The organism is Aquirufa sp. A-Brett2-W8 (assembly GCF_054558755.1).
Genome location: NZ_JBPXKS010000006.1, coordinates 141756 through 165445, shown reverse-complemented (window position 1 = coordinate 165445; position 23690 = coordinate 141756). Strand labels below are relative to the sequence as shown.

At 41.1% G+C, this 23690-nt stretch carries 19 protein-coding genes; 7 read left to right on the top strand and 12 right to left on the bottom strand.

What is annotated here, in order from left to right:
* Window positions 1–181: 181 nt before the first annotated feature.
* On the top strand, window positions 182–1639 hold the full coding sequence (locus ACST13_RS07150) for an inorganic phosphate transporter (RefSeq protein ID WP_459522512.1): 1458 nt from the start codon (window positions 182–184) through the stop codon (window positions 1637–1639).
* Here the strand turns inward: ACST13_RS07150 and ACST13_RS07145 are convergent.
* Complete coding sequence (locus ACST13_RS07145; RefSeq protein ID WP_459522511.1) at window positions 1613–2875, bottom strand: DUF5690 family protein; 1263 nt, start codon at window positions 2873–2875, stop codon at window positions 1613–1615. The two genes, ACST13_RS07150 and ACST13_RS07145, sit on opposite strands and share 27 nt — an antisense overlap.
* The gene (locus ACST13_RS07140) at window positions 2872–3420 is read right to left on the bottom strand and encodes an HD domain-containing protein (protein WP_459522510.1); all 549 of its coding nucleotides are present in this window, start codon (window positions 3418–3420) and stop codon (window positions 2872–2874) included. Before ACST13_RS07140 ends, ACST13_RS07145 begins: the two co-directional genes overlap by 4 nt.
* A gap of 103 nt (window positions 3421–3523) precedes the next feature.
* Here ACST13_RS07140 and ACST13_RS07135 point away from each other — a divergent pair, with 103 nt between their 5' ends.
* Window positions 3524–3964 (top strand): GNAT family N-acetyltransferase, encoded by a 441-nt coding sequence (locus ACST13_RS07135; protein ID WP_459522509.1) that lies wholly within the window; start codon window positions 3524–3526, stop codon window positions 3962–3964.
* Here the strand turns inward: ACST13_RS07135 and ACST13_RS07130 are convergent.
* The 3 genes from ACST13_RS07130 to ACST13_RS07120 are packed head-to-tail and all read right to left on the bottom strand — an operon-like array spanning window position 3955 to window position 6849.
* A complete protein-coding gene (locus ACST13_RS07130; RefSeq protein WP_459522508.1) occupies window positions 3955–5007 on the bottom strand; it encodes an alkaline phosphatase in 1053 nt (350 codons plus the stop codon). The two genes, ACST13_RS07135 and ACST13_RS07130, sit on opposite strands and share 10 nt — an antisense overlap.
* Window positions 5004–6161 carry a TIGR03364 family FAD-dependent oxidoreductase gene (locus tag ACST13_RS07125; RefSeq protein WP_459522507.1) on the bottom strand — a complete coding sequence of 386 codons (1158 nt, stop codon included), beginning with the start codon at window positions 6159–6161 and terminating at the stop codon, window positions 5004–5006. Before ACST13_RS07125 ends, ACST13_RS07130 begins: the two co-directional genes overlap by 4 nt.
* Window positions 6154–6849: an HAD family hydrolase gene (locus tag ACST13_RS07120; protein ID WP_459522506.1), complete on the bottom strand. Its 696-nt coding sequence runs from the start codon at window positions 6847–6849 to the stop codon at window positions 6154–6156. Before ACST13_RS07120 ends, ACST13_RS07125 begins: the two co-directional genes overlap by 8 nt.
* 234 nt (window positions 6850–7083) lie before the next feature.
* Between ACST13_RS07120 and ACST13_RS07115 the strand changes: the two genes are divergently transcribed.
* Genes ACST13_RS07115 through ACST13_RS07105 form a run of 3 tightly spaced genes read left to right on the top strand, consistent with a single transcriptional unit; the run spans window position 7084 to window position 13480 of the window.
* Window positions 7084–10305, top strand: a complete 3222-nt coding sequence (locus tag ACST13_RS07115; protein WP_459522505.1) for a SusC/RagA family TonB-linked outer membrane protein — start codon at window positions 7084–7086, stop codon at window positions 10303–10305.
* 28 nt (window positions 10306–10333) lie between these two features.
* Entirely contained in the window at window positions 10334–11920 is a 1587-nt protein-coding gene (locus ACST13_RS07110) for a SusD/RagB family nutrient-binding outer membrane lipoprotein (RefSeq protein ID WP_459522504.1), read from the top strand.
* A gap of 57 nt (window positions 11921–11977) precedes the next feature.
* Complete coding sequence (locus ACST13_RS07105) at window positions 11978–13480, top strand: choice-of-anchor I family protein (RefSeq protein WP_459522503.1); 1503 nt, start codon at window positions 11978–11980, stop codon at window positions 13478–13480.
* 70 nt (window positions 13481–13550) lie between these two features.
* On the opposite strand, the gene ACST13_RS07100 is transcribed toward ACST13_RS07105, so the two are convergent.
* From ACST13_RS07100 to fbaA, 7 genes are all read right to left on the bottom strand, one after another.
* Window positions 13551–13952: a hypothetical protein gene (locus ACST13_RS07100; RefSeq protein WP_459522502.1), complete on the bottom strand. Its 402-nt coding sequence runs from the start codon at window positions 13950–13952 to the stop codon at window positions 13551–13553.
* Between the two features lie 103 nt (window positions 13953–14055).
* Window positions 14056–14433 (bottom strand): DMT family transporter, encoded by a 378-nt coding sequence (locus tag ACST13_RS07095; RefSeq protein WP_459522501.1) that lies wholly within the window; start codon window positions 14431–14433, stop codon window positions 14056–14058.
* Window positions 14426–15346 (bottom strand): metallophosphoesterase family protein, encoded by a 921-nt coding sequence (locus ACST13_RS07090; protein WP_459522500.1) that lies wholly within the window; start codon window positions 15344–15346, stop codon window positions 14426–14428. The genes ACST13_RS07095 and ACST13_RS07090 overlap by 8 nt, the downstream gene beginning before the upstream one ends.
* Before the next feature lie 125 nt (window positions 15347–15471).
* Window positions 15472–16641 carry a glycosyltransferase family protein gene (locus ACST13_RS07085; RefSeq protein ID WP_459522499.1) on the bottom strand — a complete coding sequence of 390 codons (1170 nt, stop codon included), beginning with the start codon at window positions 16639–16641 and terminating at the stop codon, window positions 15472–15474.
* Between the two features lies 1 nt (window position 16642).
* Window positions 16643–17452: a UDP-2,3-diacylglucosamine diphosphatase gene (locus ACST13_RS07080; RefSeq protein ID WP_459522498.1), complete on the bottom strand. Its 810-nt coding sequence runs from the start codon at window positions 17450–17452 to the stop codon at window positions 16643–16645.
* A gap of 77 nt (window positions 17453–17529) precedes the next feature.
* Window positions 17530–18249, bottom strand: a complete 720-nt coding sequence (locus ACST13_RS07075) for a pirin family protein (RefSeq protein ID WP_459522497.1) — start codon at window positions 18247–18249, stop codon at window positions 17530–17532.
* 283 nt (window positions 18250–18532) lie between these two features.
* Window positions 18533–19615: a class II fructose-bisphosphate aldolase gene (gene fbaA / locus ACST13_RS07070; protein ID WP_459522496.1), complete on the bottom strand. Its 1083-nt coding sequence runs from the start codon at window positions 19613–19615 to the stop codon at window positions 18533–18535.
* Between the two features lie 313 nt (window positions 19616–19928).
* Between fbaA and ACST13_RS07065 the strand changes: the two genes are divergently transcribed.
* Both ACST13_RS07065 and ACST13_RS07060 read left to right on the top strand, forming a co-directional pair.
* The gene (locus tag ACST13_RS07065) at window positions 19929–21182 is read left to right on the top strand and encodes a metallophosphoesterase (protein ID WP_459522495.1); all 1254 of its coding nucleotides are present in this window, start codon (window positions 19929–19931) and stop codon (window positions 21180–21182) included.
* 80 nt (window positions 21183–21262) lie between these two features.
* A complete protein-coding gene (locus ACST13_RS07060) occupies window positions 21263–23689 on the top strand; it encodes a bifunctional YncE family protein/alkaline phosphatase family protein (RefSeq protein ID WP_459522494.1) in 2427 nt (808 codons plus the stop codon).
* Window position 23690 lies beyond the last annotated feature (1 nt).

The window sequence follows — 23690 nt, the reverse complement described above, 5'->3', positions numbered from 1 at the left end:
CCAGCATTTCTTGTTTTATTGATTTGATAATCTGCACATTATTCCAGCTTTATTTTAGCTGTTTAAATTTGTGGGATAAGGGTAGCTATATAAACGAAAAGCTATTTAACAATTCCTTAACATTGAATTTGGTTTAGAAGTGTACCTTAGTAAATTGAGTTTTATATATAATACTAGTTTTATGTTCGGATTAGATCCTACGTTGTTCTTCCTACTTTGTTTCTGTCTATTAGCCGCATGTGCTTTTGAATTTGTGAATGGTTTTCACGATACAGCGAACGCCGTAGCGACTGTTATATATACGCATTCCTTGCGTCCTACGCAGGCAGTTGTTTGGTCAGGATTCATGAATTTTATTGGTTTATTAACCGGTGGGGTCGGGGTGACGATGAGTATTATTGGATTACTCCCCACGGAGTTACTCGTCGATACAAATGTCTACCATTCCATGGCGATGGCGCTTTCTCTCTTGATTTCAGCGATTTTATGGAACTTAGGAACCTGGTATTTTGGTATTCCAGCTTCTAGTTCACATACCTTAATCGGTTCTATTATTGGCGTAGGATTAGGCCATACGCTTTTGCGAGAGGCCTCTAATAAAGGAGTTTCAGCTTTAAATTGGGATAAAGTCATTGAAGTGGGACAGGCCTTATTGCTTTCTCCCTTGTTTGGTTTCGCTCTAGCTATCGTGTTAATGTATATCTTGAAAAAGACGGTGAAGAACCAGGATATTTTCAAAGAGCCTAAGAAGAAATCACCTCCACCGTTGTGGATTCGTTCGATCTTAATTGCGACGTGTACCTTGGTTTCTTTCTTCCATGGCCGTAATGATGGTCAAAAAGGGATTGGTTTAGTGATGGTGATTTTGATCGCCTTCTTGCCTGGTTATTTTGCAATCAACACCTCCTTAGACATGCAAATGATTAAGTCAAGTTTAGCCACGGTTCAAACGATCACGGCTAAAATTGATGCGTTGCCGCTTTCAGAAAAGGAACGCGCGAATTTAGTTGAATTGAAAAATTCGTCAGCTGATTTAGCCGTAATCACCGCACAAAATTTAAATCCGTCTACCTTATCAACAGATCAAAAATTCGCTATACGTAAAGCAGCCTTAACGATTAATAAGCATTCGAAGAAATTACTTGAAAGTGAATCGGTTGCTCTTTCAGAGACTGATAAACATACCTGGAAGACGGCTACGGCTGGCTCGAAAGCACCGTTCTTTACTTTTGGTGCTTCCTCAGCTACTGGCATGGCTGGTGTGACTGATTTTGCGCCGAACTGGGTCATGTGGATGATCGCCTTGTCCCTTGGATTAGGAACGATGATTGGTTGGAAACGTATCGTAGTGACGATTGGTGAGAAGATCGGTAAAGACCATTTAACCTATGCTCAAGGTGCGTCAGCAGAATTAATTGCTTCACTTACAATTGGATTAGCTACGGCCTATAAATGGCCTGTAAGTACGACACACGTATTAAGTTCGGGTATCGCTGGAACGATGGTGGCGCAACGTGGTATTAAAAACCTGCAAGGGGATACGGTGAAAAATATTGTCCTTGCTTGGATTCTAACTATGCCTGTTACGATTGTTCTTTCGGCGGCATTATTCTTATTCTTCCGTTGGATTACGGGATAATTTTTGGGTAAAATAAATCCACGATCCGGCGGAAAGCGCAAGTCCTGCAAACCCTAAGATCGTAATCCAAGAGAAAAAGAGTTGCGGTAGGTTCCAATTTGGAAAAATAAAACCTGCCGCAATTAATAATACATTATATCCTAGGTAGCCCACCGAGTCTACGATATACATCAAGAATCCGATGTTAGCCTTGTGTCTAGTGATCGCAATCAGGCGTTCAAACACGGAGGTTGTAATCATTAAATAAGGCAGGTAGATACCGAATCCGGTTAGTACAATTAGCCAAAAACTATTCATCGAGTTCACCCCCCACAATCCAGCAATGACTAATAATAAATAGCCCGTCGCAATCGCTGAAAGGCTAATGAAGAAGGCCAGGTAATTACGTTTTATGAGCACTAAACTTCCATTGATTACGAGTATTCCCACAGTCACCCAAATCTCTGTTTGGGAATATATAGACGGCACTCCTTCATAGCCTAAATAGTGCCAAATCTCAGGAGCAAAATCAGATCGAATCCCGCGCAAAAGAGCCGCGAATAAATAAAGAAGCGAGATGGCAATTATCCCAGGCCATAACTGCATTACCAGCTGAATGCGATCCTTTTGCGTCATAGGTTGACGCTCTGCTCGATCTGCCACCTCTTCCGCTGTAGGGCGAGGAATTTGCGTTAGCATCCAGACAAAAAATAGAAAGGGTAAAGCATAAATCAAACCTGCCGCAAAGGGCATCCAGTTTTCCGCCACGCCCCAGTTTAATAAAGAAACTCCCACCGATTTAGATACGCCATCGGCTAAGATAAAACTACTGCCTAAGGCGGCGATGAATAATTCGGTATTCTTTTTGCCTTCTAAAAATCCTTGGATATAACCGAAGATCATTCCTAACGGAAGGCCATTGAGTAGTAAGAAGATTAAATTGTAGGGTTTTGGCACTAGCCCAAAACCTAAAAGCGCCAGTTCTGCGATAATAATACTGATAATAATCGCTTTCGCTCTTTTCTCCCAGGTGATGGAGGAGACTAAGAATATGCCACACCATTTAGAGAGCATATAGCCCGCGATTTGGGAGGAAATGAGGATGGATTTCCAATGGATTCCCAAAAAGAATTGTTCTTCATAAGTGCCCGCAGTAAAGGGTTTGCGAAATCCATAGACACAGAAATAACAACCAAAGGCGGCAATCATCGACCAGGCGGGATACCATCTCCAAGCTTTTGTGTTCGCTTGGATCATTTCAGGTTTTCCTGTAAGAATGTAGCGTAAAATTCGATGGGTTGCACGCTGAGATTAGGAACTTTGGCCATATCATCATAGCGACGCAATTGCACCGCATCTTTGTGGTAGGGATTCGCTTCGAATGCCTGGCATTCTTCCGTTGACATCGGCCCACCTTGTAACTGTAGGCTTAGAACCGAAGGCTCGCTCAGTAGGGCAAAATAGTCCGGTTCCACGGCACACAAATAGCGCTTTGCAGCCACGTGTAAATGCACGGGTTCGGAAACAGCTGGGATGAAATACTTGATTAAAAATCGATTGCCTAATTCCTCATGCAAATCATCAATTCCTTGCTCCGGCGCATCGTCTGGTAGCGCATGCAATAAATGACCAATGTCGTGTAATAGCGAAGCGATGACTAAACTAGTCGGCGCCTTTTCGGCTAAAGCTAAATACGCAGCTTGCAAAGCATGTTCCCCTTGTGTGACAGGCTCTCCTCCATATTCAGAGTCTCCTTGATCGTTAAATAAGGTGATGATTTTTTCGACGATTGCGCTAGACATAGTTATTCGATTATTTATGTTAATTTAGGGCTTATAATAGGCCTAAAAAAGGCCAATAGGGCGATTTAAACTAGATTTTACCTGGGGGTAATTATTTAATAATATGAAAGAGGAATACACGATAAGGCAGGCTGTTGAGTCGGATGCAGTCAGCGTAAAATGCTTACTGGAGGAGTTAGAAAATCGGGTATTTGATCAGGCTATTTTCATGCGCATTTATATGGAGTACCTGCGTGTTCCGCTCACGCTCATGCAAGTGGCAGTTCAGAATGAAAACGAGATTATCGGTTTCCTAGCCTGCAAAGGACAGTCACTTTTACACCACGAAGGACTCGTTTTTGAGATTCAAGAATTGATTGTGACGAAGGCGCACCAGGGGAGAGGAGTAGGCCGAAAATTGATCGAAGCCTTGCGTCCTGAATTATTGCGCCACGGAGCGATTTCCCTAGAGGTTACCACCAATAAAAGACGCAAAGAAGCCCACGCATTTTATCAATCCGTGGGCTTCCTAAATTCGCATGAAAAGTTTACGATCTACTTTTGACCCAGCTTAAGTGCCTGCTTAATTTTCGTAAAAATATCGTAGTTATTATAGATACCACCGAAAGCCTCAGCCCCTGGCCCGAAGGCAAAAACAGGAATCATTTGGCCGGTATGTCCTTTCGTAGTGAAAGCCGCTTTAACCTCACCAGTCTTCATATTTCCGCCCATCAACGCCATTCCACCTGTCTCGTGGTCCGCTGTAATAATCACTAAAGTCTCCTTGTTTTTCGCTGCAAAATCAAGAGCAAAACCGATGCTCTTATCGAAGTCGACCATTTCCGTAATCGCGTAATCTGCATCATTCGCATGGCCACCCCAATCGATTTGTGAACCCTCGATCATTACGAAAAATCCTTTTTTATTTTGACCTAATAGCTCTAGTGTTTTTTTAGTCGACTTTAAAAGCGCATCACCTCGACCTTCCATCACTTTGATGGGATTTTCTTCCGCGTACAAAGCGAAAAGCGGCCCCTTTGTGACTCCGTCTAAATTCAATTCTCGACGCACCTCGTACCCCTTTTTACGTAAGGTATCTAGCAGATTTAAACCATCTTTTCGCTTCTCAAAATACTTCCTTCCACCACCAATCACGACATCTACCTTCGTCTTAAGAAAATCCAAAGCAATCTCTTCGTGCATGGAGCGCTTTAATTGATGCGCAATGAAAGAAGAGGGAGTCGCGTCCGTAATATCGCAGGTAGAAACAAGACCAGTGGATAATCCTTTTTGCTCCGCCATTTCTAAAAGAGTGACAGAAGGAACTTTCAATGAGTCTAATCCAATAGCCCCGTTATAGGTTTGTTTCCCCGTAGCAAATGCCGTTGCACCTGCCGCTGAATCTGTCACATAATTGTCAGAAGCCTGGTTTTTATGAAAACCGATTACCTTGACGCGTTCGAGATTTAGGTGCCCCCGATTCGCTGTTAAACCAGCATATATTTGACTAACACCCATTCCGTCACCTATTAAAAAGATGACATTTTTAGGGGTTTTTTGGGCGAATAATTGTGCACTAATTAGGCAAAGGGTGATGAATTTTTTCATGCGTATAGATTTTGAATGTATTCTGCAGTGAAACCAGGGGAAGTGGTCATTCCTTTTCCACCGATTCCATTGATAATATGGATAACGTCATCCACGACTTTGGTATACACTTCTGAATGCGTTCCTTGTAGGTAAAAACCTGCCCAAGTCGAATCGACCGTCCAGTTTTCGAGTGTAGTAATTCGTTTTGCCTCTTGTAACATCATTTCATTGATTTCTGAAGACACTTCAAACCCAAAATTCGCCGCATCATTCGCCGGCACATATTCATGGGAATCACCTAAAATAATGGAGCCATCATCCGCTTGTTTAAACAAGATATGGATGCCTTTATCTTGCAGCACTTTTTGTTCAGCAGTGGTGTGAATTTTAGCGTAAGACGGACAAGATTTAAAACTATCGTATCGGCGAATCGTTAAGCCAGTTAAAATATTGGATTTTAAAATCTTCTTTTGTGGCGCCAAACGCATCATCTGCAATTTGCTGATTTTTAGCATTTCGGCAGGATAATATTCCGGCAATAAAAATTGCGTATCACGGCCATTCGCTAATATCACTTGATCTCCCCAAAACGTTTGTTTTTTCGACGTGCTGATCATGGCCACCCCGCGCTTTTTCTCCACACCTATCACTGGACAATGATTTTGGTAATGCAAGCCTAAATGCTTAATCATAAATTCACGTACTCGGTGTACCATAACCAGTGGATTCAGCGAAGCTTCGTCTGGAATAAATAATCCGCCCCTCACATAGTCCTTCTTAAAATGTGGATTGATTTCTAAGGTCTCAGAAGCAGTGTATAGACGCGAGGTATAATCACGTTCTTTAAAGAGCTGTAACATCTCCTCCAATAAGGTCATTTCTTGATCATCGGATGCCACATACCAAGAACCATTTTTCACCACAGAAATATCTGTTTCCTGTTGTAGGTCCTTATAAATTTGTAAAGATTTTCGACCATAATCAAACCAGGAATCTAAGGCTTGTCCAGATGGAACCGCTTGCCCAAAATTACGAAAACTCGCTTCGTAAGGTTGCGCATCTTTCTCCAATAATAATACGGATTTTCCTTTTCTAAGGGCATGATAGGCGCAATAAGTGCCTATTACTCCACCGCCCACAATGATTAAATCGTATTTTCTGTTCTTATACATAAGAGAGTAAATCAGAAATTTTATCTAGTAAACCATCATTCGGATGCGCGGCTAATTGCTCGCGGGTATGGGTTCCATTACAAACGCCTAAAGCGCAACGAACACCAGCATTTTTACCAAAGAGAAGATCAACCGGAGTATCCCCCACATTGATTACCTCTTCTACATCTGTAATGCCGAGTTTCTCCATCGCATACTGAATCATGGCAGGGGAAGGTCTTCCTTCTCCATTCACTTCATCTGGAGTCACAGAAAGATGAATGCCTGCAGTAGCTGTAAGGGAAGGAACCCAGCCTAAACGACCTAAAATAATATCAGCTACCTCGCGGTAAAAACCCGTCGTTAAAGCAATCTTGATTCCTTTCGCATGCAAGGCTTCGAATAATTCTATGCACCCTTTCGTAGGATAAACTGGTTGAGTCCGGTAATGGTTTTCCAGAATAGCTTTAAAGTCTTGATAGGATTGCAAGGCAAGTTCTGAAATCCGTGGATCCCCTTCCCCTAATTGCTCTGTCCACAGCAGTGTAAATACATATAATTTAGCATAGCCTTGCAGCGCTAATATACGCTCATCGCTAGAATGCAATTCGTTTTTAATGGCAGCTTGTTTAAAGCAATGTTCCACCTCATGTTGGTCAGCCACCGTGGTGCCTGCCATATCTAAAATAACTAATTTAACATATTTCATGCGGGTAAGTTAGCACCTCAAAATTACCGATCTATTAACCCTAAATAATCAAATTATTATGCTTTAATATATTGCACTTTTCTAAGTTTTTATACTGAAAAATTTATTTCCCAAACGAGGCATAACACAGGCGTAATATGCGACGCGTTTTCTTAATCATTTCTTGTTTTATCGGATTAATAGCCTTTAAATATCGGGCTTACTTTTGTGCAGATATTTAATAAACTAACTCATATGAAAAACAATGTACAAATGTTTTTTGCTAAAATGAGCCCCAAATCGTTGATTTGGCTTGTTTTTGCATTAATTTCTACGGTAAGTATGACCTCATTTGGTCAATCGCGTAGTTTGAAAGGAACGGTTACTTCCGTAGAGGAGAAATCAGGTGTTCCAGGTGTTACTATCCGGGTAAAGGGTAGTTCTAAGGGTACGTTAACGGATGCACAAGGTGCTTATTCGATCTCAGTATCAGGAAACGAAGTATTACAATTTTCCATGATTGGCTATACTTCCAAAGAGGTTGCTTTTGGGAATGTTTCAGAACTAAACGTCGTTTTATCTCAAGACGAAAAACAATTACAAGAAGTAGTTGTAACGGCCTTAGGTATTAAGAAAGACATTCGTAGAATCGGTGTTGCCATCCAAACAGTAGACGGAGCTAGCACGATTAAAGCACGTGAGCCTAATGCGATCAACGCATTATCAGGTCGCGTAGCTGGTTTGACGATTGGTTCACAACCAGAATTATTACGTAAGCCTAATATCTCTTTACGTGGTAGCTCTACTATACTTTATGTAGTAGATGGTGTGCCGATTAACTCAGATACTTGGAATATCTCTCCGGATGATATCGAAACTTATTCAGTTTTAAAAGGAGCATCTGCTTCTGCACTTTATGGTTTTCGCGGTAAGAACGGTGCGATCTTAATCACGACAAAACGTGGTTCAGCTGATAAGCGCGGTTTCTCAGTAGAAGTTAACTCTTCTACTCAAATGCAATCAGGTTTCTATGCGATCCCAGAAGTGCAAGACGAATATGGTCCTGGTGATCACGGTACGTATGCTTTCGGTGATGGTAAAGGTGGTGGTTTGAACGATGGTGACTACGATGGTGGTTGGGGTCCACGTTTTAACGGACAATTAATTCCACAATACGATTCTCCAGTGGATCCAATTACAGGCAAACGTTCAAGCACTCCTTGGATTGCTCGTGGTAAAGACAACTTAAAGCGTTTCCTAGAAACAGGTATCTTATCTACGAATAATATTTCGGTTGCAGCAACTGGCGAGAAGTATAACTTGCGATTCTCTACGTCTCATATCTATCAAAAAGGTATTGTTCCTAATACCCAATTGAATATGACGAACTTTAACATTACGGCTGATTACAAGTTCTCTAACAAATTAAAGTTTGAGTCGAACTTACAGTATAACCGTCAATACACGCCTAACATTCCAGATGTAAACTACGGTCCTAACTCAATCATCTACAATATTATCTATTGGGCAGGTGCTGACTGGAACGTGGATGACATGCGTAACTACTGGCAAAAAGGTAAAGAAGGTGTTCAACAAATCTATGCGGAATACCAACGTTATAACAACCCTTATTTCATGTCTTACGAGTGGTTACGTTCTCACTACAAGACAGATATCGTAGGTCAAGCGTCTTTACGTTACACGTTTAACGAGAACTTGGACTTATTAGCACGTACGCAAGTAACGACTTGGGACATGGTACGGACAGAGAAATTCCCTTACTCTGCAGGTACATACAGTCGTGATGAGCGTCGTGGTGATTACCGCGAGGATCGTCGTTCTTTATTTGAGAACAACACAGAATTATTGTTAACATTCGATAAAGACTTATTACCAGGCTTTAATACGAAGATTAACGCGGGTGTATCTCAACGTCTTTTCCAATACAAGTCGATGTTTGCATCTACTAACTATTTGAACGTTCCAGGATTATATAACTTCTCGAACTCATCTAACCCAGTTCAGGTTGGTAATTTTGGTTCTGACATGCAAGTGCTTTCAGCGTATTATTCTGCTGACTTCTCGTACAAGAAATTCTTAACCGTATTTGCTACAGGTCGTTTGGATAAATTATCTACGTTACCAGCTGGTAAGAACTCCTTCTTCTACCCTTCCTTTGGAGCAGTTTCAGTAGTATCTGATTATGTGAATTTACCAGAAGTAGTTTCTTTCTTGAAATTCCGTGGATCTTACGCTAACGTAAAAGATGGCTTAACTTCATCTACGATTGATAACCGTGTAGGAACTTATTCTGGAGAAAACTATAATTCTCCTTATGATGGTCCATCTTACCAAAACAATACGGTTTACTCAACTGGTTTCTATTATAATAACCAAACAGGTGCAGCTTACGGTAACGAATTGAGCAACCCGAACTTGAATCCATCAGAGACTTCTCAGACGGAATTCGGTATGGACTTGCGTTTATTGAAAAACCGTATCGCGATTGATGCAGCTTATTTCATCTCGAATGACGGTCCTTCGATCTTCTCTTTACCTATCTCGTCTACTTCAGGATATACCTCTGCTTTAGTGAATGGTATCAAGACGCAGAAAAAAGGGTATGAGATCTCGGTAACAGGAACACCTATCCAAACGGCTGACTTTAGCTGGGATGTATTAGCGAATTATTCTACTTTCGAGCAAACGTTAACTGAAATTTATCCAGGTATCACGAATTTAAATACCTTCTTAAAAGTGGGTGATCGTACGGATAAAATTTATGGTTCAGCTTTTGTTCGCACTCCAGATGGAAAAATCATCAATACGTCAGGTGGTATTCCAGAAAGATTAACTGGAACACAATCGCAATACTTAGGAAATGCAAACCCTGACTTTGTATTTGGTTTTAATAACAAGTTTACTTATAAGAATGTAAGCTTAAGCATCTTATTTGATGGTCGTATTGGTGGTAAAATTATCAACTTCACGCAACAGCAAGCTTACCGTGGTGGTCGCCACATCGGTACTACAACAGGAATCTTCGCAGCAGCTCGTCCACAAGATGCGTTAGGTGTGAAAGCATTCGTAGGTCAAGGTGTAGTAGTTTCTAACGGTGTTGCGATCAAGTATGATGCAAACGGTAAAGTAACGAACTTCTCTGAATTACAATTCGCTCCTAACACGGTGAAAACGTATGTTCAAGATTACGTAGGTCGTTATTACAACACGAATGAAGGTAACTTAATGAGCCGCTCTTTCGGAATGCTAAAAGAAGTGGTTGTGGGAGTTAAGCTTCCTACTAAGTGGTTTGGAAAAGCAGTTTCAGGAGCGAACGTTTCTTTCGTAGGTCGTAACTTATTGTACTTCGCTGAAGCAAAAGATACGGATCTATCTCAGTACCTGACGGATGGAGCTACAGGTTCTCAAACTCCTTCTGTTAGAAGCTACGGAGTTAACTTAAACTTCACATTCTAATTTTTCATTTATATAAATGTTACAAACAATGAAAGTTAAAAATATAATCTTAGGTATGTTGAGCTTCTCTCTAATTGCATTAAGCGGTTGCGAGAAAACGTTCGACCAGTTAGAGAAAGACTCTAACCGCGCGGTACAAGTTCCTGCTTCCTTAGTGTTGCAGTCAGTTGAATTCAACTTAATGAATGATAATGGTCGCCCATTCTCTTCGGAGGCTCGTTATAACCAGTTCTATTGCTCTAACTATAATTATTATGCAAATAATGAGTATAATTTAGGCCAAATGCCTAACCAGTTCACTACGTTAAAAAACGTTGTGAAGATGGAGGAGGAAGCGAAGAAATTGGGTTTAGCAGATGTGAATGGATATTCTGCTTTAGGAAAATTCTTCCGCGCGTATTTCTTTGATCAAATGTCAAAGCGTGTAGGTGACTTGCCTATGACAGATGCGTTAAAGGGAATTGCAAACACAGCTCCTAAATACGATTCACAAAAAGTAATCTACATTCAAATCTTAAAGTGGTTAGACGACGCAAATGCGGACTTAACTACGTTGATTGCAAAAGGGGAAAACGTTTCTGGTGACTTCTACTTTGGTGGAGATTTGAAGAAATGGCAAAAAGTAGTAAACGCTTACCGTTTACGTGTGTTGATCACTTTATCGAAGAAAGATGCAGATGCAGAAATAGGTGTAAAAGCGAAGTTTGCTGAAATGGTATCGAATGCTACTAAATACCCAATGATGGCGTCTAACGCAGAGTCGTTGCAATTTGTTTGGAACGCATTTAACAAATACCCATCTAATCCGGATAACTTTGGTTTCGATGCAACGCGTCAAAATATGGCTTCTACCTACGTAGGGTTGTTAACTTCTACTCAAGATCCACGAGTGATGATTACTTGCGAGCCAGCTGGTTCAGATTTAAAAGCAGGTAAATTGCCTTCAGATTTCACGGCTTACCGTGGAGCCGGTTCTGGTGATAATATAGATGACATGGCTAAGAATGCAGGTTTGACAAATGGTGCAGGTTTTGCTCCAGGTATTTACTCTTTCCAAAGCCGTTCACGTTACTACCAAAACTACACAGGCGAAAACACGTTTATCGTAGGATATCCTGAGTTATGCTTTAACATCGCTGAAGGGTATGCACGTGGTTGGGCATCAGGTTCTGCTGAGGTATGGTACAAGAAAGGTATCAAGGCATCTCATACATTCTACGGTATCGTAGATGGAGCTAATACATTCACGTATTCTAAAACGGGTACAAAAGATGCCGCTGACCAAACGAAGTACACGGTGAACTTTAACTTCGATACGTACTATGCACAATCAGTTGTTGCTTATGATGCGACGAATGCGATCCAGAAAATTGTTTCTCAAAAATACGCAGCCTTCTTCATGAATTCAGGAATGGAAGCTTATTTCAACTGGAGAAGAACAGGTTTCCCTGCGTTCTCTTCAGGAGTGGGTAATGGAAACTCGAATCGTATCGCTCAGCGTTGGATCTATCCAGCGACAGAGAGAACGGCTAACGCTACGAATTACACAGCGGCTATCACAAGCCAGTATGCTGGTAAGGATGATATCAACGACGTGATGTGGTTGAATAAATAGTTCTAAATAATGAAAAGGGTAGCAGATTTCTGCTACCCTTTTTTAATTCCTAAAATTATGAAAAAAATAATCTTATTATTGCTGGTTGTGGGAACTATGTTTTCTTGCCAAAAAGAGGACATATTGACTTATGCAACAGATCCTCAAATTTATCAATTCAAGGAAATTAGTGCCATTACTTTAGGTGGCGTAGGAGCATCTGAAATTTCGGCCTATGATCCCACCACTAAAAAACTTTTCGTTGTAAACAACTCCGACATTAACCGCATTGATGTCGTGGATTTGTCTAATCCAACTAGCCCTGTTTTACTTGGTAAAATACTGATGGCACCTTACGGTGGTTACGTAAATAGCGTTGCTGTTTCAAACGGTAAATTGGCCGCGGCCATAGAGGCTTCGAACAAACAAGCAGCAGGAAAATGTGTCGTGTTTAATACGAGTGATTTAGCAGAGATTAAACAAATTACGGTAGGGTCATTGCCTGACATGATTACTTTTTCACCAGACGGTAATTTCATCATGACCGCAAACGAAGGCGAACCTTCAGACGATTATGTTAACGATCCAGAAGGTAGTATTTCTATCATTAATGTATCGGCTGGTTATGCTGTTAAAACGTTAAATTTTGCTGGATTTGAATCAAATTTGGCTGCTTTAAAGACTAAAGGTTTCCGTGTTTTTGGACCAGGAGCATCTTTAGCTAAAGATACTGAGCCAGAGTACGTAACCATATCAGCTGATTCGAAAACGGCCTGGGTTACACTACAAGAGAACAATGCTATTGCAAAAGTGGATTTAACTTCACAAACAATTACCGATGTGTTCCCATTAGGCTTTAAAGATTATTCTGATTTAAATAATGCGTTTGACTTTAGTGATAAAGATGCCAAAGTTCAATTTTCTTCTTATGCTAAAATCAAAGGTATTTACATGCCTGACGCGATAGCTGTATATGAAAAAAATGGCATCCCTTATTTGTTTACTGCAAACGAAGGGGATGCGCGCGAATACGCGAAATTTGCGGAGGTAAAGCGCGTGAAGGATATCAACTTAGATGCTACTAATTTCCCTACAGGGGCAGCACTAAAAGTGGATGCAGCTTTAGGTCGCTTAAACATCACGACAACTTTGGGCGATACGGATGGAGACGGCGATTTCGATGAATTGTATTCATTAGGCGCACGTTCAATGAGTGTTTGGAATGGAATTACGGGAGCTCAAGTTTTTGACACTAAAAATGAAATCGATCACCGTTCTATACTAGCGGGACTTTATGACGATAACCGTTCAGACGATAAAGGTTCAGAGCCAGAAGGTATTGCTATTGGAAAAATTGGAGATCGTATGTATGCCTTTATTGTTTGCGAACGTACAGATGCTTTGATGATTTATGATATCACAATTCCGGAAAGACCGTTGTATAAATTAACACTTAAAACGGGGGATGCTCCAGAAGGAGTCTTGTTTATTCCGGCAGATAAAAGCCCTAATAAATTGCCTCTAATAATTGTATCATCTGAAAGTGATGGACAGGTGAAATGTTATTCTCCTATTCAATAAATTTAGTCGATGATTCTGGTAAAACAAAAAAGGGGGACATCGTCCCCCTTTTTTTTTCTTTATAACCTTATTATTTTTTTGCTCTTGGAGTACGTGCTCTTGGTTTTGCTTTTGGCTTTGCAGGAGCTGCAGGAGCTGCAGGTGCTTTTTTAGCGGCTGCTGGTGCGGCAGACTTTTCTTTTGCGATTAAGGAAGCTAACAGTTTCGCTTTCGCTACCTTTTTGCCTTCTTTCGCTTTTTTCTTAGCCTCTTTTTCTGTTTTCTTTTTAGCTTCTTTAGCAGCTTTCGCTTTCGCTTTTGCTTTCTCTTTTTCTTGCTCTGCAATTAGCTTGCTATATTTCTTAGCTACGGAAGCAATTGACTTATGTGTTTCTTGTAATACTTTCTTTGCATTTTTTTCAGAAAGTCCCTTTAATTTAGGCAAGATTGCTTGCACTAATTGGTCGGTCAATTTTTTAGTATCTTCACTCATAATGATTTATTTTAATGTGATGATCAAAGCTATGTAAAGAAATTGTTAAATAAAATTAAACTATGTTAACATTTACGTAACATGGAAAAATTTAACATTGGAACTAGCTAGGGGAGCTGAATTTAAGCCCTATAATCCCCACTATAATCAGTGTTAAGAAGAAGACTTCCAGACTGTTAGTGGGTGTTTTCAATATAAAAACATCAAATAGTTTAATGAAAACGAGGGATATCGCTGTCCAACTGGCGATAGCTAATGTTAATGGGATACTTTTTAGAGAGAGAGATAAAAAGAAAATATTGGCGCCACCTAATCCTAAGTAAATGAGCAAATAGCCAATTTCTTTTCCTACGGTGACACTGAAAAAAGGATTTTCAGTAATGGCAAACTTAATGGCATTCAGACTTACTTTTTTTAGTGAGTAGGTCCAGGCCGCTTCGAATCCTGCTGCAATTAAAAGAAAGACCCAGGCTTTAAACATAGGAGGAATACGTGTTAGTAAATCGACCGTCTGAATATAAATCGATAATGGCGTAGCCTGGTTTTGTTTGTTGGTAATTTCCGCCCCACCAGGCTCCGCTTACGGCTCCATTGCAACAATACGTCACTCCATTGTATTCGACACGATCCAATAAGTGTATATGGCCTGATATGGCTAATTTTACATTTGGGTAGTGTAGGAAAAGGTTTTTGAGTTCATTCGCATCTTCGTGCATCCATCTGCCAGGAACGTTCCATTGATTATTTTCAAAGCGATTTCCATCGAAGAAAATGCATGCCGCTAAAATGGGAATATGAGAAACAATCATGATAGGTTTGTGGCTAGGAACGGCTTTTAATTCATGCTGCAGCCAGTGCATTTGAGCCTCATCGATTTTTCCCGTGTACCATTTTCCTTCTACGTTTGGACTGATACTGTCTAGGCTGATCAGATGCCAATCGCCTAAGTCTTTAGAGAAATACAAAGACGACTCCTTTATCTCATCTAAGGCATATTTTTTGCCTTCTATAATGCTTTCTGGACTTTCGTTCTTCACCCAAATATCGTGATTTCCCAAGGACTGAATGATAGGCACAGATAGCTCTTTTTCGATCACATTATTCCAGGTACGCCACTGTTTTTCAGCGATAGCCCGTCCTCCTCTATGCGCATCCATAATCGCATCACCACTGTTGATAATAAGATCTGGTTTGTGAGGTAAAGATTGGATATGGTCCAAACATTTTGCAAAGCCTTTCGCCGCACCAATTAATGGCATCATGTGCACATCTGTTATGTGTGCAATTCGAAAAGGTTTTTCAGGAGTGGGGGTGGTATTTCCTCTTCCGATGGTGGGAAGAGTGAGGGTTCCGAGGGTTAATCCCAAGGTTTGCAGAAGGGATCTTCTATTCATTTAATAGAACTAAATGTCTACACAAAATTAGGTCTTAGACAATTTTACTATGTTGATTAATGATAAAGTTATTATTAACAAATCATAAAAAAAGGGAGCTTCATAGGCTCCCTTTTTATGTTTATTTAACGCGACCAGCGGAATCGACGCCTGCTTAACATACCCGATAAACCCGTTCCTTGGTTTTCTCTGAAGTTAGCCACGTAAACAGGCTGTGCGATTAATTCTGAAAGGTGTCCTGCCATTAAGCTTTGGGACTTAGCCACCCATTCCTGGTATTGATTTTGTACCGAAACGTGAGAGGGTAAATATTTTTTGAAAATGCTTAAGTCAAATGACGAAGCACCGATTCCCGCTCCTGACATTTCGCCATCGAAAGCATTAATCATCTGTTCGATGTGATTAGGTACCGGAACCATCATCGCGGGCTTACCTAAGTACATCGCCTCAGCTACTGATTCAAAACCTGCGGTCGAAATTAAACCGGCACACTCCGTCATTTTGGCTAAATAATTCTCCGCATCTATCGGATGGAAAGTCAATGAATCAGAATAATGATACGTTTCTTTTCGAGCAGGATTATCCCAAAAGCAATCCAATTTCACGTCTGGATTCGCATTTGACCAGTTCATGATATCTTCAGATAGACGGAAGTGCGTTAAATACGCTAACCAGCGCTCGCCCGCTTTCGGTACGATGCTTTTCACTTGCTGACGCAAAAGGGGAGGAACCACTTCAATCTTAGCGTCATTGTCAATCGGGCGGAAGGATAAACCTAATAATTTCTTAGAACCAATCGACGTGATCATCGTATTCATATTCAAAAGTATACGGTCGATTTTCTTATCTGGGATGCTTTCGAAATTCTTGTTTAATAACAAATATTGATGACCTACGGACATCGTTGGAATTTTAGATCCCGATTTTAATTTATATAATCCCGTAATGGATTCGTAGAAATTCACGATTCCGTCTGGCTTTAAGTCATTTATGAATAACTCTAATTGAGTGGCGCTATTCCAGAAAGTTTTGAAATTGGTCACCGCTTGCATCGCCGTTTTAGCTAATTGAACGGATTTTCCATTGCCAAAAATAATGGACGGACTATTGTATTGTAACAGGGGAGTATCGCCAATGAAATCCAGAAAAAAGGATGGAATTTTGCGACCCTGAAAAGATCCCACGGCATATCCGATTACATCATGACCGGCTTCACGAGCGATCTGTGTAAATGAAATCGCTTGGGTTAAATGCCCACGACCTTCTCCTTGTACGGTAAATATGAATTTCCCCATTTTATTTAGCTTCTATAGCGATTGCTTCGCCTAAAATTTCGTTTAACTCTGCTTTCAAATTATAGTTCGGGAATTCGATGATTTGCCATTCCCCTTTATGTGTTTCCACTAAGGCCGTTAAGGATTCCACCCAATCTCCAGAATTCATATAGGTGATTCCATCGATCAATTTGATTTCGGCTTTGTGAATATGACCGCAGATGATGCCATCTGCGCCTTTGGCCTTCGCTAATTCTGCTAATTTCTCCTCAAAATCCGAGATGAAATTCACCGCCGCCTTCACCTTTTGCTTAATGACCTGAGATAAAGAATAGTACGGTTTCCCTTGCCAGCTGCGGTATTGATTATACCATTTATTCAACCACAACAAGAACGTGTAGCCGATGTCGCCTAAATAGGCAAGCCATTTCATTTGGCTCGTAATGCTGTCGAAAATATCGCCGTGTGTGATGAAATATTTTTTGCCAAAACTCTTCAACATATAGTCCTGGCGGATCGAAAACTGTTTCCCAATCTTCAACGGAAGTACCTGCTCTAAGAAATCATCGTGATTTCCGCGCAAATAAATCACCTCCGTATCCCACTTGTCCATCATCTTTAACACACTTCGGAAAAATGCCGTGTGCTTCTTCTTCCAGCTGCCGCCTTTTTTTAGCTGCCAGCCGTCGATGATGTCGCCGTTTAAGATGAGTTGGTGGCACGAATGTGCGCTTAAGAATTCGTTTACCTCGGCTGCTCTAGCTCCCTTGCTACCTAAATGCAAGTCTGAGATAACGATCGTTTTGTAGGTGGGTTGAGAATGTCGGCCCATGTTTACCTATTTGGTTTATCAAAAATAGGCCAACACTGTAAACTCCTCATTAAGCGAATGTTACGCTTATGTAAAATCTACCATACCATAGGAACCTCGATTAAAAGCACCTTCGTTTCTGCAGATAAAGCTGTCACTTCGATTGAGTCCGTTTGCGAAATACCGATCGCATCTCTTCTGCTCAGTTTTTCTCCAGCGACCTCGATTCCGCCCTCAATCACGAACACAAAGGCTCCTTGCTGTGCTCCGTGTAGTGCATAGCTCAAGCTTTGGTCTGCAACTAATTCCGTAATATTAAAATAGGTATCCTGATTGACTTGAAGCGAATCAATGTCTGTGCCCAGTGGCGAAACCACCGTCTTCCATTGCCCCTTAAAATCTGCTGGATTATACGTACGCTGATCGTAGCGCGGAGTGATATTTTTCAGCTTAGGCATGACCCAGATTTGGAATAGTTCCAAAGCCTCGGTTTGACTCGCATTAAATTCCGAATGATAAATCCCAGACCCCGCAGACATAATCTGCACATCTCCCGCATTAATAATGCCATTCGTCCCCATCGAATCCTCATGCGCCACCGCACCCTTCATAGGAATGGTCACGATCTCCATATTATCATGTGGATGTTTGCCAAAACCCATTCCAGCCGCAATGTAGTCATCATTTAGCACGCGTAACGCACCAAAATGAATTCTCGCCGGATTATGATAGCCAGCAAAACTAAAACTAAAAGCGGTCTTTAACCAGCCGTGATCGGCGGTTCCGCGGGAGGAGGAGGGGTGTAGTTCGGTTTTCATAAAACAGTAGTCAGTATCCAGTAGTCAGTAATCAGTATTCAGTAGTCAGTAATCAGTAATCAGTAATCAGGATCCAGTAGACAGTAGTCAGGTGCAAAGTTCGGGATTTATTATCTTTTCTCTACACTCTCTACTCTATAATCTATTAAAACTAAAAAAGCCGGAACTTTGTTCCGGCTTTTACTGATTACTGGATACTGACTACTGAGTAGTTCCGGCTTTTACTGATTACTGGATACTGACTACTGAGTAGTTCCGGCTTTTACTGATTACTGGATACTGACTACAAATATTGATTCGCATTAGTAGCGTTCAAGTCTTCGAAAGCTGTTTTTAAACGAGCCACTAAAGTCTCTTCGCCCTTACGTAACCAAACACGTGGGTCATAGTATTTCTTGTTCGGAGAATCGTCACCTGTTGGGTTACCGATTTGGCCTTGTAAATAAGCCTCGTTTGCTTTGTAGAATCCTAAGATACCTTCCCAGAATGCCCATTGCGTATCTGTATCGATATTCATTTTGATTGCACCATAAGATAATGCCTCACGGATCTCCGCGCGAGATGAACCAGAACCACCGTGGAATACGAAGTTGATTGGTTTCTCAGGAGTCAAATTGTATTTCGCTTTAATAAACTCTTGTGAGTTCTTCAAAATTACTGGTTGTAACTTCACGTTACCCGGCTTGTAAACTCCGTGTACGTTACCGAATGCCGCAGCGATCGTGAAACGGTGAGAGATTTTGGACAATACTTCATAAGCATATGCCACCTCTTCCGGTTGTGTATATAATTTAGATGAATCTACGTCAGAGTTATCCACACCATCTTCCTCACCACCTGTAACACCTAATTCGATTTCTAAGGTCATGCCCATTTTAGACATACGCTCTAAATATTTAGCGCAGATTTCTAAGTTTTCTTCCAAAGGCTCTTCAGACAAATCAATCATGTGAGAAGAGAACAAAGGTTGTCCTGTCTCAGCGAAGTATTTCTCGCCAGCATCTAATAAACCGTCGATCCAAGGCAATAATTTTTTCGCGCAGTGGTCAGTGTGCAAAACCACTTGAACACCGTAAGCTTTCGCCATTTGGTGAACGTGGTAAGCGCCAGAGATCGAACCAGCGATCGCCGCTGCTTGATTCTCGTTAGAAAGCGTCTTTCCAGCGTAGAAAATACCACCACCGTTAGAAAATTGGATGATTACTGGAGAATTCACCGCTTTCGCTGCTTCTAATACTGCATTCACTGTATTTGTACCAGTTACGTTAACCGCTGGTAATGCGAATTGATTTTTTTTAGCGATTTCAAATAACTCTTGAACCGCATCTCCGTGCAACACTCCTTTTTGATTGGATAAACTTGACATAGTACTTTTTTTTCTTGGGAAATAAATATAAACTGCCTGATTTTCAGCAAGTAAAGCCTAAAAGTACAAACAATTATTCGTTTTTCGAGGGCAGATATGAGAAAAATACAATTTTTAGTGGACAGTAGACAGTAGACAGTAGTCAGTCCGGAGGGAATGAGTCCGGAGTCCGAAGGATAATTCACCATTCACCATCTCTACTCTATTATCTCTACTCTATACTCTACTATCTCTTATCTCCTTTTTTCTAGCCATTCAACATTTTATAATCATTTAACATTCACCATTCACCATTTACCATTAATTTAACGCCATGAAAAAAATCCTCCTCCTTCTACTTTCTTTTTCTGCGTTCAGCCAAAACGATTCGATCGTTCGCGGACCTTATTTACAATCGATGACCACGGAATCGGTCATCATTCACTGGCGAACGGCGACGCCCACGGCGAGTCGTATTCGTTTCGGTTTAGGCGAGAATGCCCAGAATCAGGACGCGCTGGATACGAACAAGGTGATCGACCATGTGCTGAAACTAGCTGGACTTAAAGCGAATAAAACTTATAGCTATTCCATTTCGGAGGGAAAAGGCGGCAAATTTCATACCAAACCGAAGGCGGGGGATCCTAATTCGGTGCGGATTTGGGCTTTAGGGGACTTTGGCTATGATACGCCGAATCAAAAAGCCGTCGCCGCTTCTGTTAAAAATTTCATGGCTACAAAGCCGATCGATGCCTGGATTTGGTTAGGGGATAATGCCTATAATACCGGGAAAGAGGAGGAATACCAAAAATACGTTTTTGATGTCTACGGCAAAGATTTTTTCCCTTATCTAGCGCTTTATCCTTCTCCTGGAAATCACGATTATGCTGGGAAGCACGATCCCACGAAGCCACCTTATTTTACTATTTTTTCACTTCCTTCTGGTGGGCAGTCGGGCGGAATTCCCTCGCGTTCTGAATCCTATTATTCGGTGGATTATGGCTCTTTGCATCTTATTTCGTTAGACACAGAATTGCGGGATACTGCTGGAAATCAAGTGATGGATGGGAAAGGCGATCAGTATGATTGGTTGGCCAAAGATTTAGCTGCAAATCGCCTCCCTTTCACCATCGTCTATTTTCATAAGCCACCTTATTCTAAGGGATCGCATGATTCAGATACCGAATCTGATATGAAAAATATGCGCGAAAAGGTGAATCCACTTTTTGAGAAATTTAAGGTAGACATCGTTTTAGCCGGTCATAGTCACGTCTATGAAAGAACATTGCCTATCCGCGGGCATTTTGGAATAAATGATACGTTTGACGCAGCTAAGCACGTGTTTGCCACGGAAAAATCACCTAATCATTATCAAGTGGGCAAAAATGGTCAAGGCGTTATTTATATCGTGAATGGTTCAGGTGGGAAATTAGGTGGACGCCAGCCAGGTTTTCCATTGAAATCCGCGGTTTATACAAACACGGAAATAGGGGGATCGATGATTTTAGATGTGTCGAAATCAAAATTAGACGCTAAATGGCTGGCTGCCGATGGGCAGATCCGGGATCAGTTTATCATTGAAAAGTAATAATATCAAATTGTAAAATCTAACCTGTACGGGACAAGTTACTCAGGTCTTTACTGTAATTTTCCTTCAAATAAAAAAACATGAAATCAACACGCCTATTGCTTCTATTATTGAGTATTTCTATCGCAGGATGGGCTCAATCAGATTTAAAATCACAACTAACAGCGAAGCGAGTTACGCTTCCGAACGGTTGGAAATTATCTCCACACGGTTCTTCTATCGCTTTAGGAGATTTACCCTTAAATGTGGTGGTTTCACCTGATCAACGCTACTTGTTAGTTACGAATAATGGCCAAAGCGTACAAAGCTTACAGTTGATTGATGCTGCATCAAGCAAGCTTTTGGATTCCAAGGAATTACCTAAGTCATGGTATGGTTTAAAAGTTGCGGCAGATAATAAAACGGTTTTTGTTTCTGGTGGAAATGATAATTGTATTTTGGTATTTGAAATTACCGCAGGTAAGCTGGTGCAGAAAGATAAAATTCTGTTAACAGAAGAAAAAAAGGCAGTCATTTCTCCAGCGGGTATCGAATATGATGACGCATCAGGCTTATTATATGTAGTAACGAAGGAAAATAATTCTCTTTATGTGGTCGATGTAGCGAAAAAAGAGGTTCTCTCTGTTCACGCACTACCAGCGGAGGCTTTTACTTGTTTGTTAGACAAGAAGAAGGAGATATTGTATATCTCGGTTTGGGGAGCGCGTCAGATTCTTCCTTTTCAAATTTCCTCGAAAAAATTCTTGCCAGCCATTGCCGTGGGTGATCATCCGAACGAGATGGTATTGACGAAAATGGGCAACATCATGTATGTAGCAAACGCTAATGATAATTCTGTTTCGGTGGTAGATTTGCGCGCAGGAAAAGAGATCGAAGTTTTAAATGCAGCTTTAGTTCCTAATGCATTGGAAGGCAGTTCAACGAACGGTTTGGCCTTATCTGTAGATGAAGAAAGATTGTACATAGCGAATGCAGATAATAACTGTTTAGCGGTTTTTGAAGTAGAAAAACCAGGTCAATCGAAGTCTTTAGGTTTCATCCCAGTGGGCTGGTATCCGACGTCTTTGAAAGTAGTCAAAGGAAAATTATATGTGGCGAATGGAAAAGGATTCTCTTCTTTCGCTAATCCCAAGGGACCGAATCCGATCGCTAAAAAACAAACGGTTAACTATCAGAAATCGGATAACACAGCGACTGCGCCTAGTGAATATATTGGTGGTTTAATGAAGGGGACGATGTCGGTTTTCAAAGAACCTAGCACGCAAGAATTAGCGATACTTTCTGAGGCTGTTTATAAAAACACGCCGTATACGAAGGAGATCGAAATGAACGCAGCAGGGGAGAAAGGTAATCCAATCCCAATGAAAGTAGGGGATGCGTCTCCTATTAAATATGTATACTATATTTTAAAGGAGAACCGTACGTATGACCAAGTATTATCTGATGTAGCTGGCGGAAATGGCGATACGACATTATTGTTGTTTGGTGAAAAATATACTCCTAATCAACACAAACTGGTGAAGGATTTCGTCTTGTTAGATAATTTCTATGTAGATGGCGAAGTGAGTTCGGATGGACATAACTGGTCTACTTCGGCACATGCGACGGATTATTTAGAGAAAACCTGGCCTACTTCCTACGGTGGACGTGGTGGTAATTACGACGGCGAGGGTAACCGCGCCATTGCGAATCCTAAGAATGGATTTATTTGGGATTACGCTAAAAGAGCAGGGATTTCATACCGTACCTATGGCGAATTTGCCACCGATTTTAAACCCAATATTCCAGCCATTGCTGATCATTTTTGTCCAGATTATTCATCGTTTAATCAAGATGTGATGGATACGACTCGTTTCCAGGCTTGGAAAAGAGACTTTGATCGTTTGTTAGCAAAAAATGAGGTGCCTCGTTTTAATTCCATGCAATTTCCTAATGACCATACAGAAGGTCAGCGTTTAGGCAAGAAGACCCCTTTCGCGTATGTAGCGGATAATGATTATGCCATCGGTTTATTTATCGAGCATTTATCTAAATCTCCAATTTGGAAAGAGACGGTGGTTTTCATCGTAGAAGATGATGCCCAAAACGGTCCCGACCACGTAGACGCACACCGCACCACTGCTTATGTGGCTGGTGGATTTGTGAAACGTGGATTCGTGGATCACACGCCTTATTCGACTTCGTCGATGTTACGTACGATCGAATTAATTTTAGGCTTGCCTCCAATGAGTCAATATGATGCGGCTGCCACTCCGATGTTTCGTAGCTTCTCTGCGACGCCTAATTTGACTCCATTTATTCATGAATTACCTCGCACGAATTTATTCGAATTAAATGTGAAAAATACACCAAGCGCTCAAAAAAGTGCTAAGTTTGATTTCAAAAAGGAGGATTCGGTCCCGGATTTAGAGTTTAGCGAAGTGATTTGGAAAGCCGTAAAAGGAGAAGATTCGGTAATGCCAGCTCCTAGAAGAGCCGCGATTTTAGCCACAACAGAGATCGATTAAG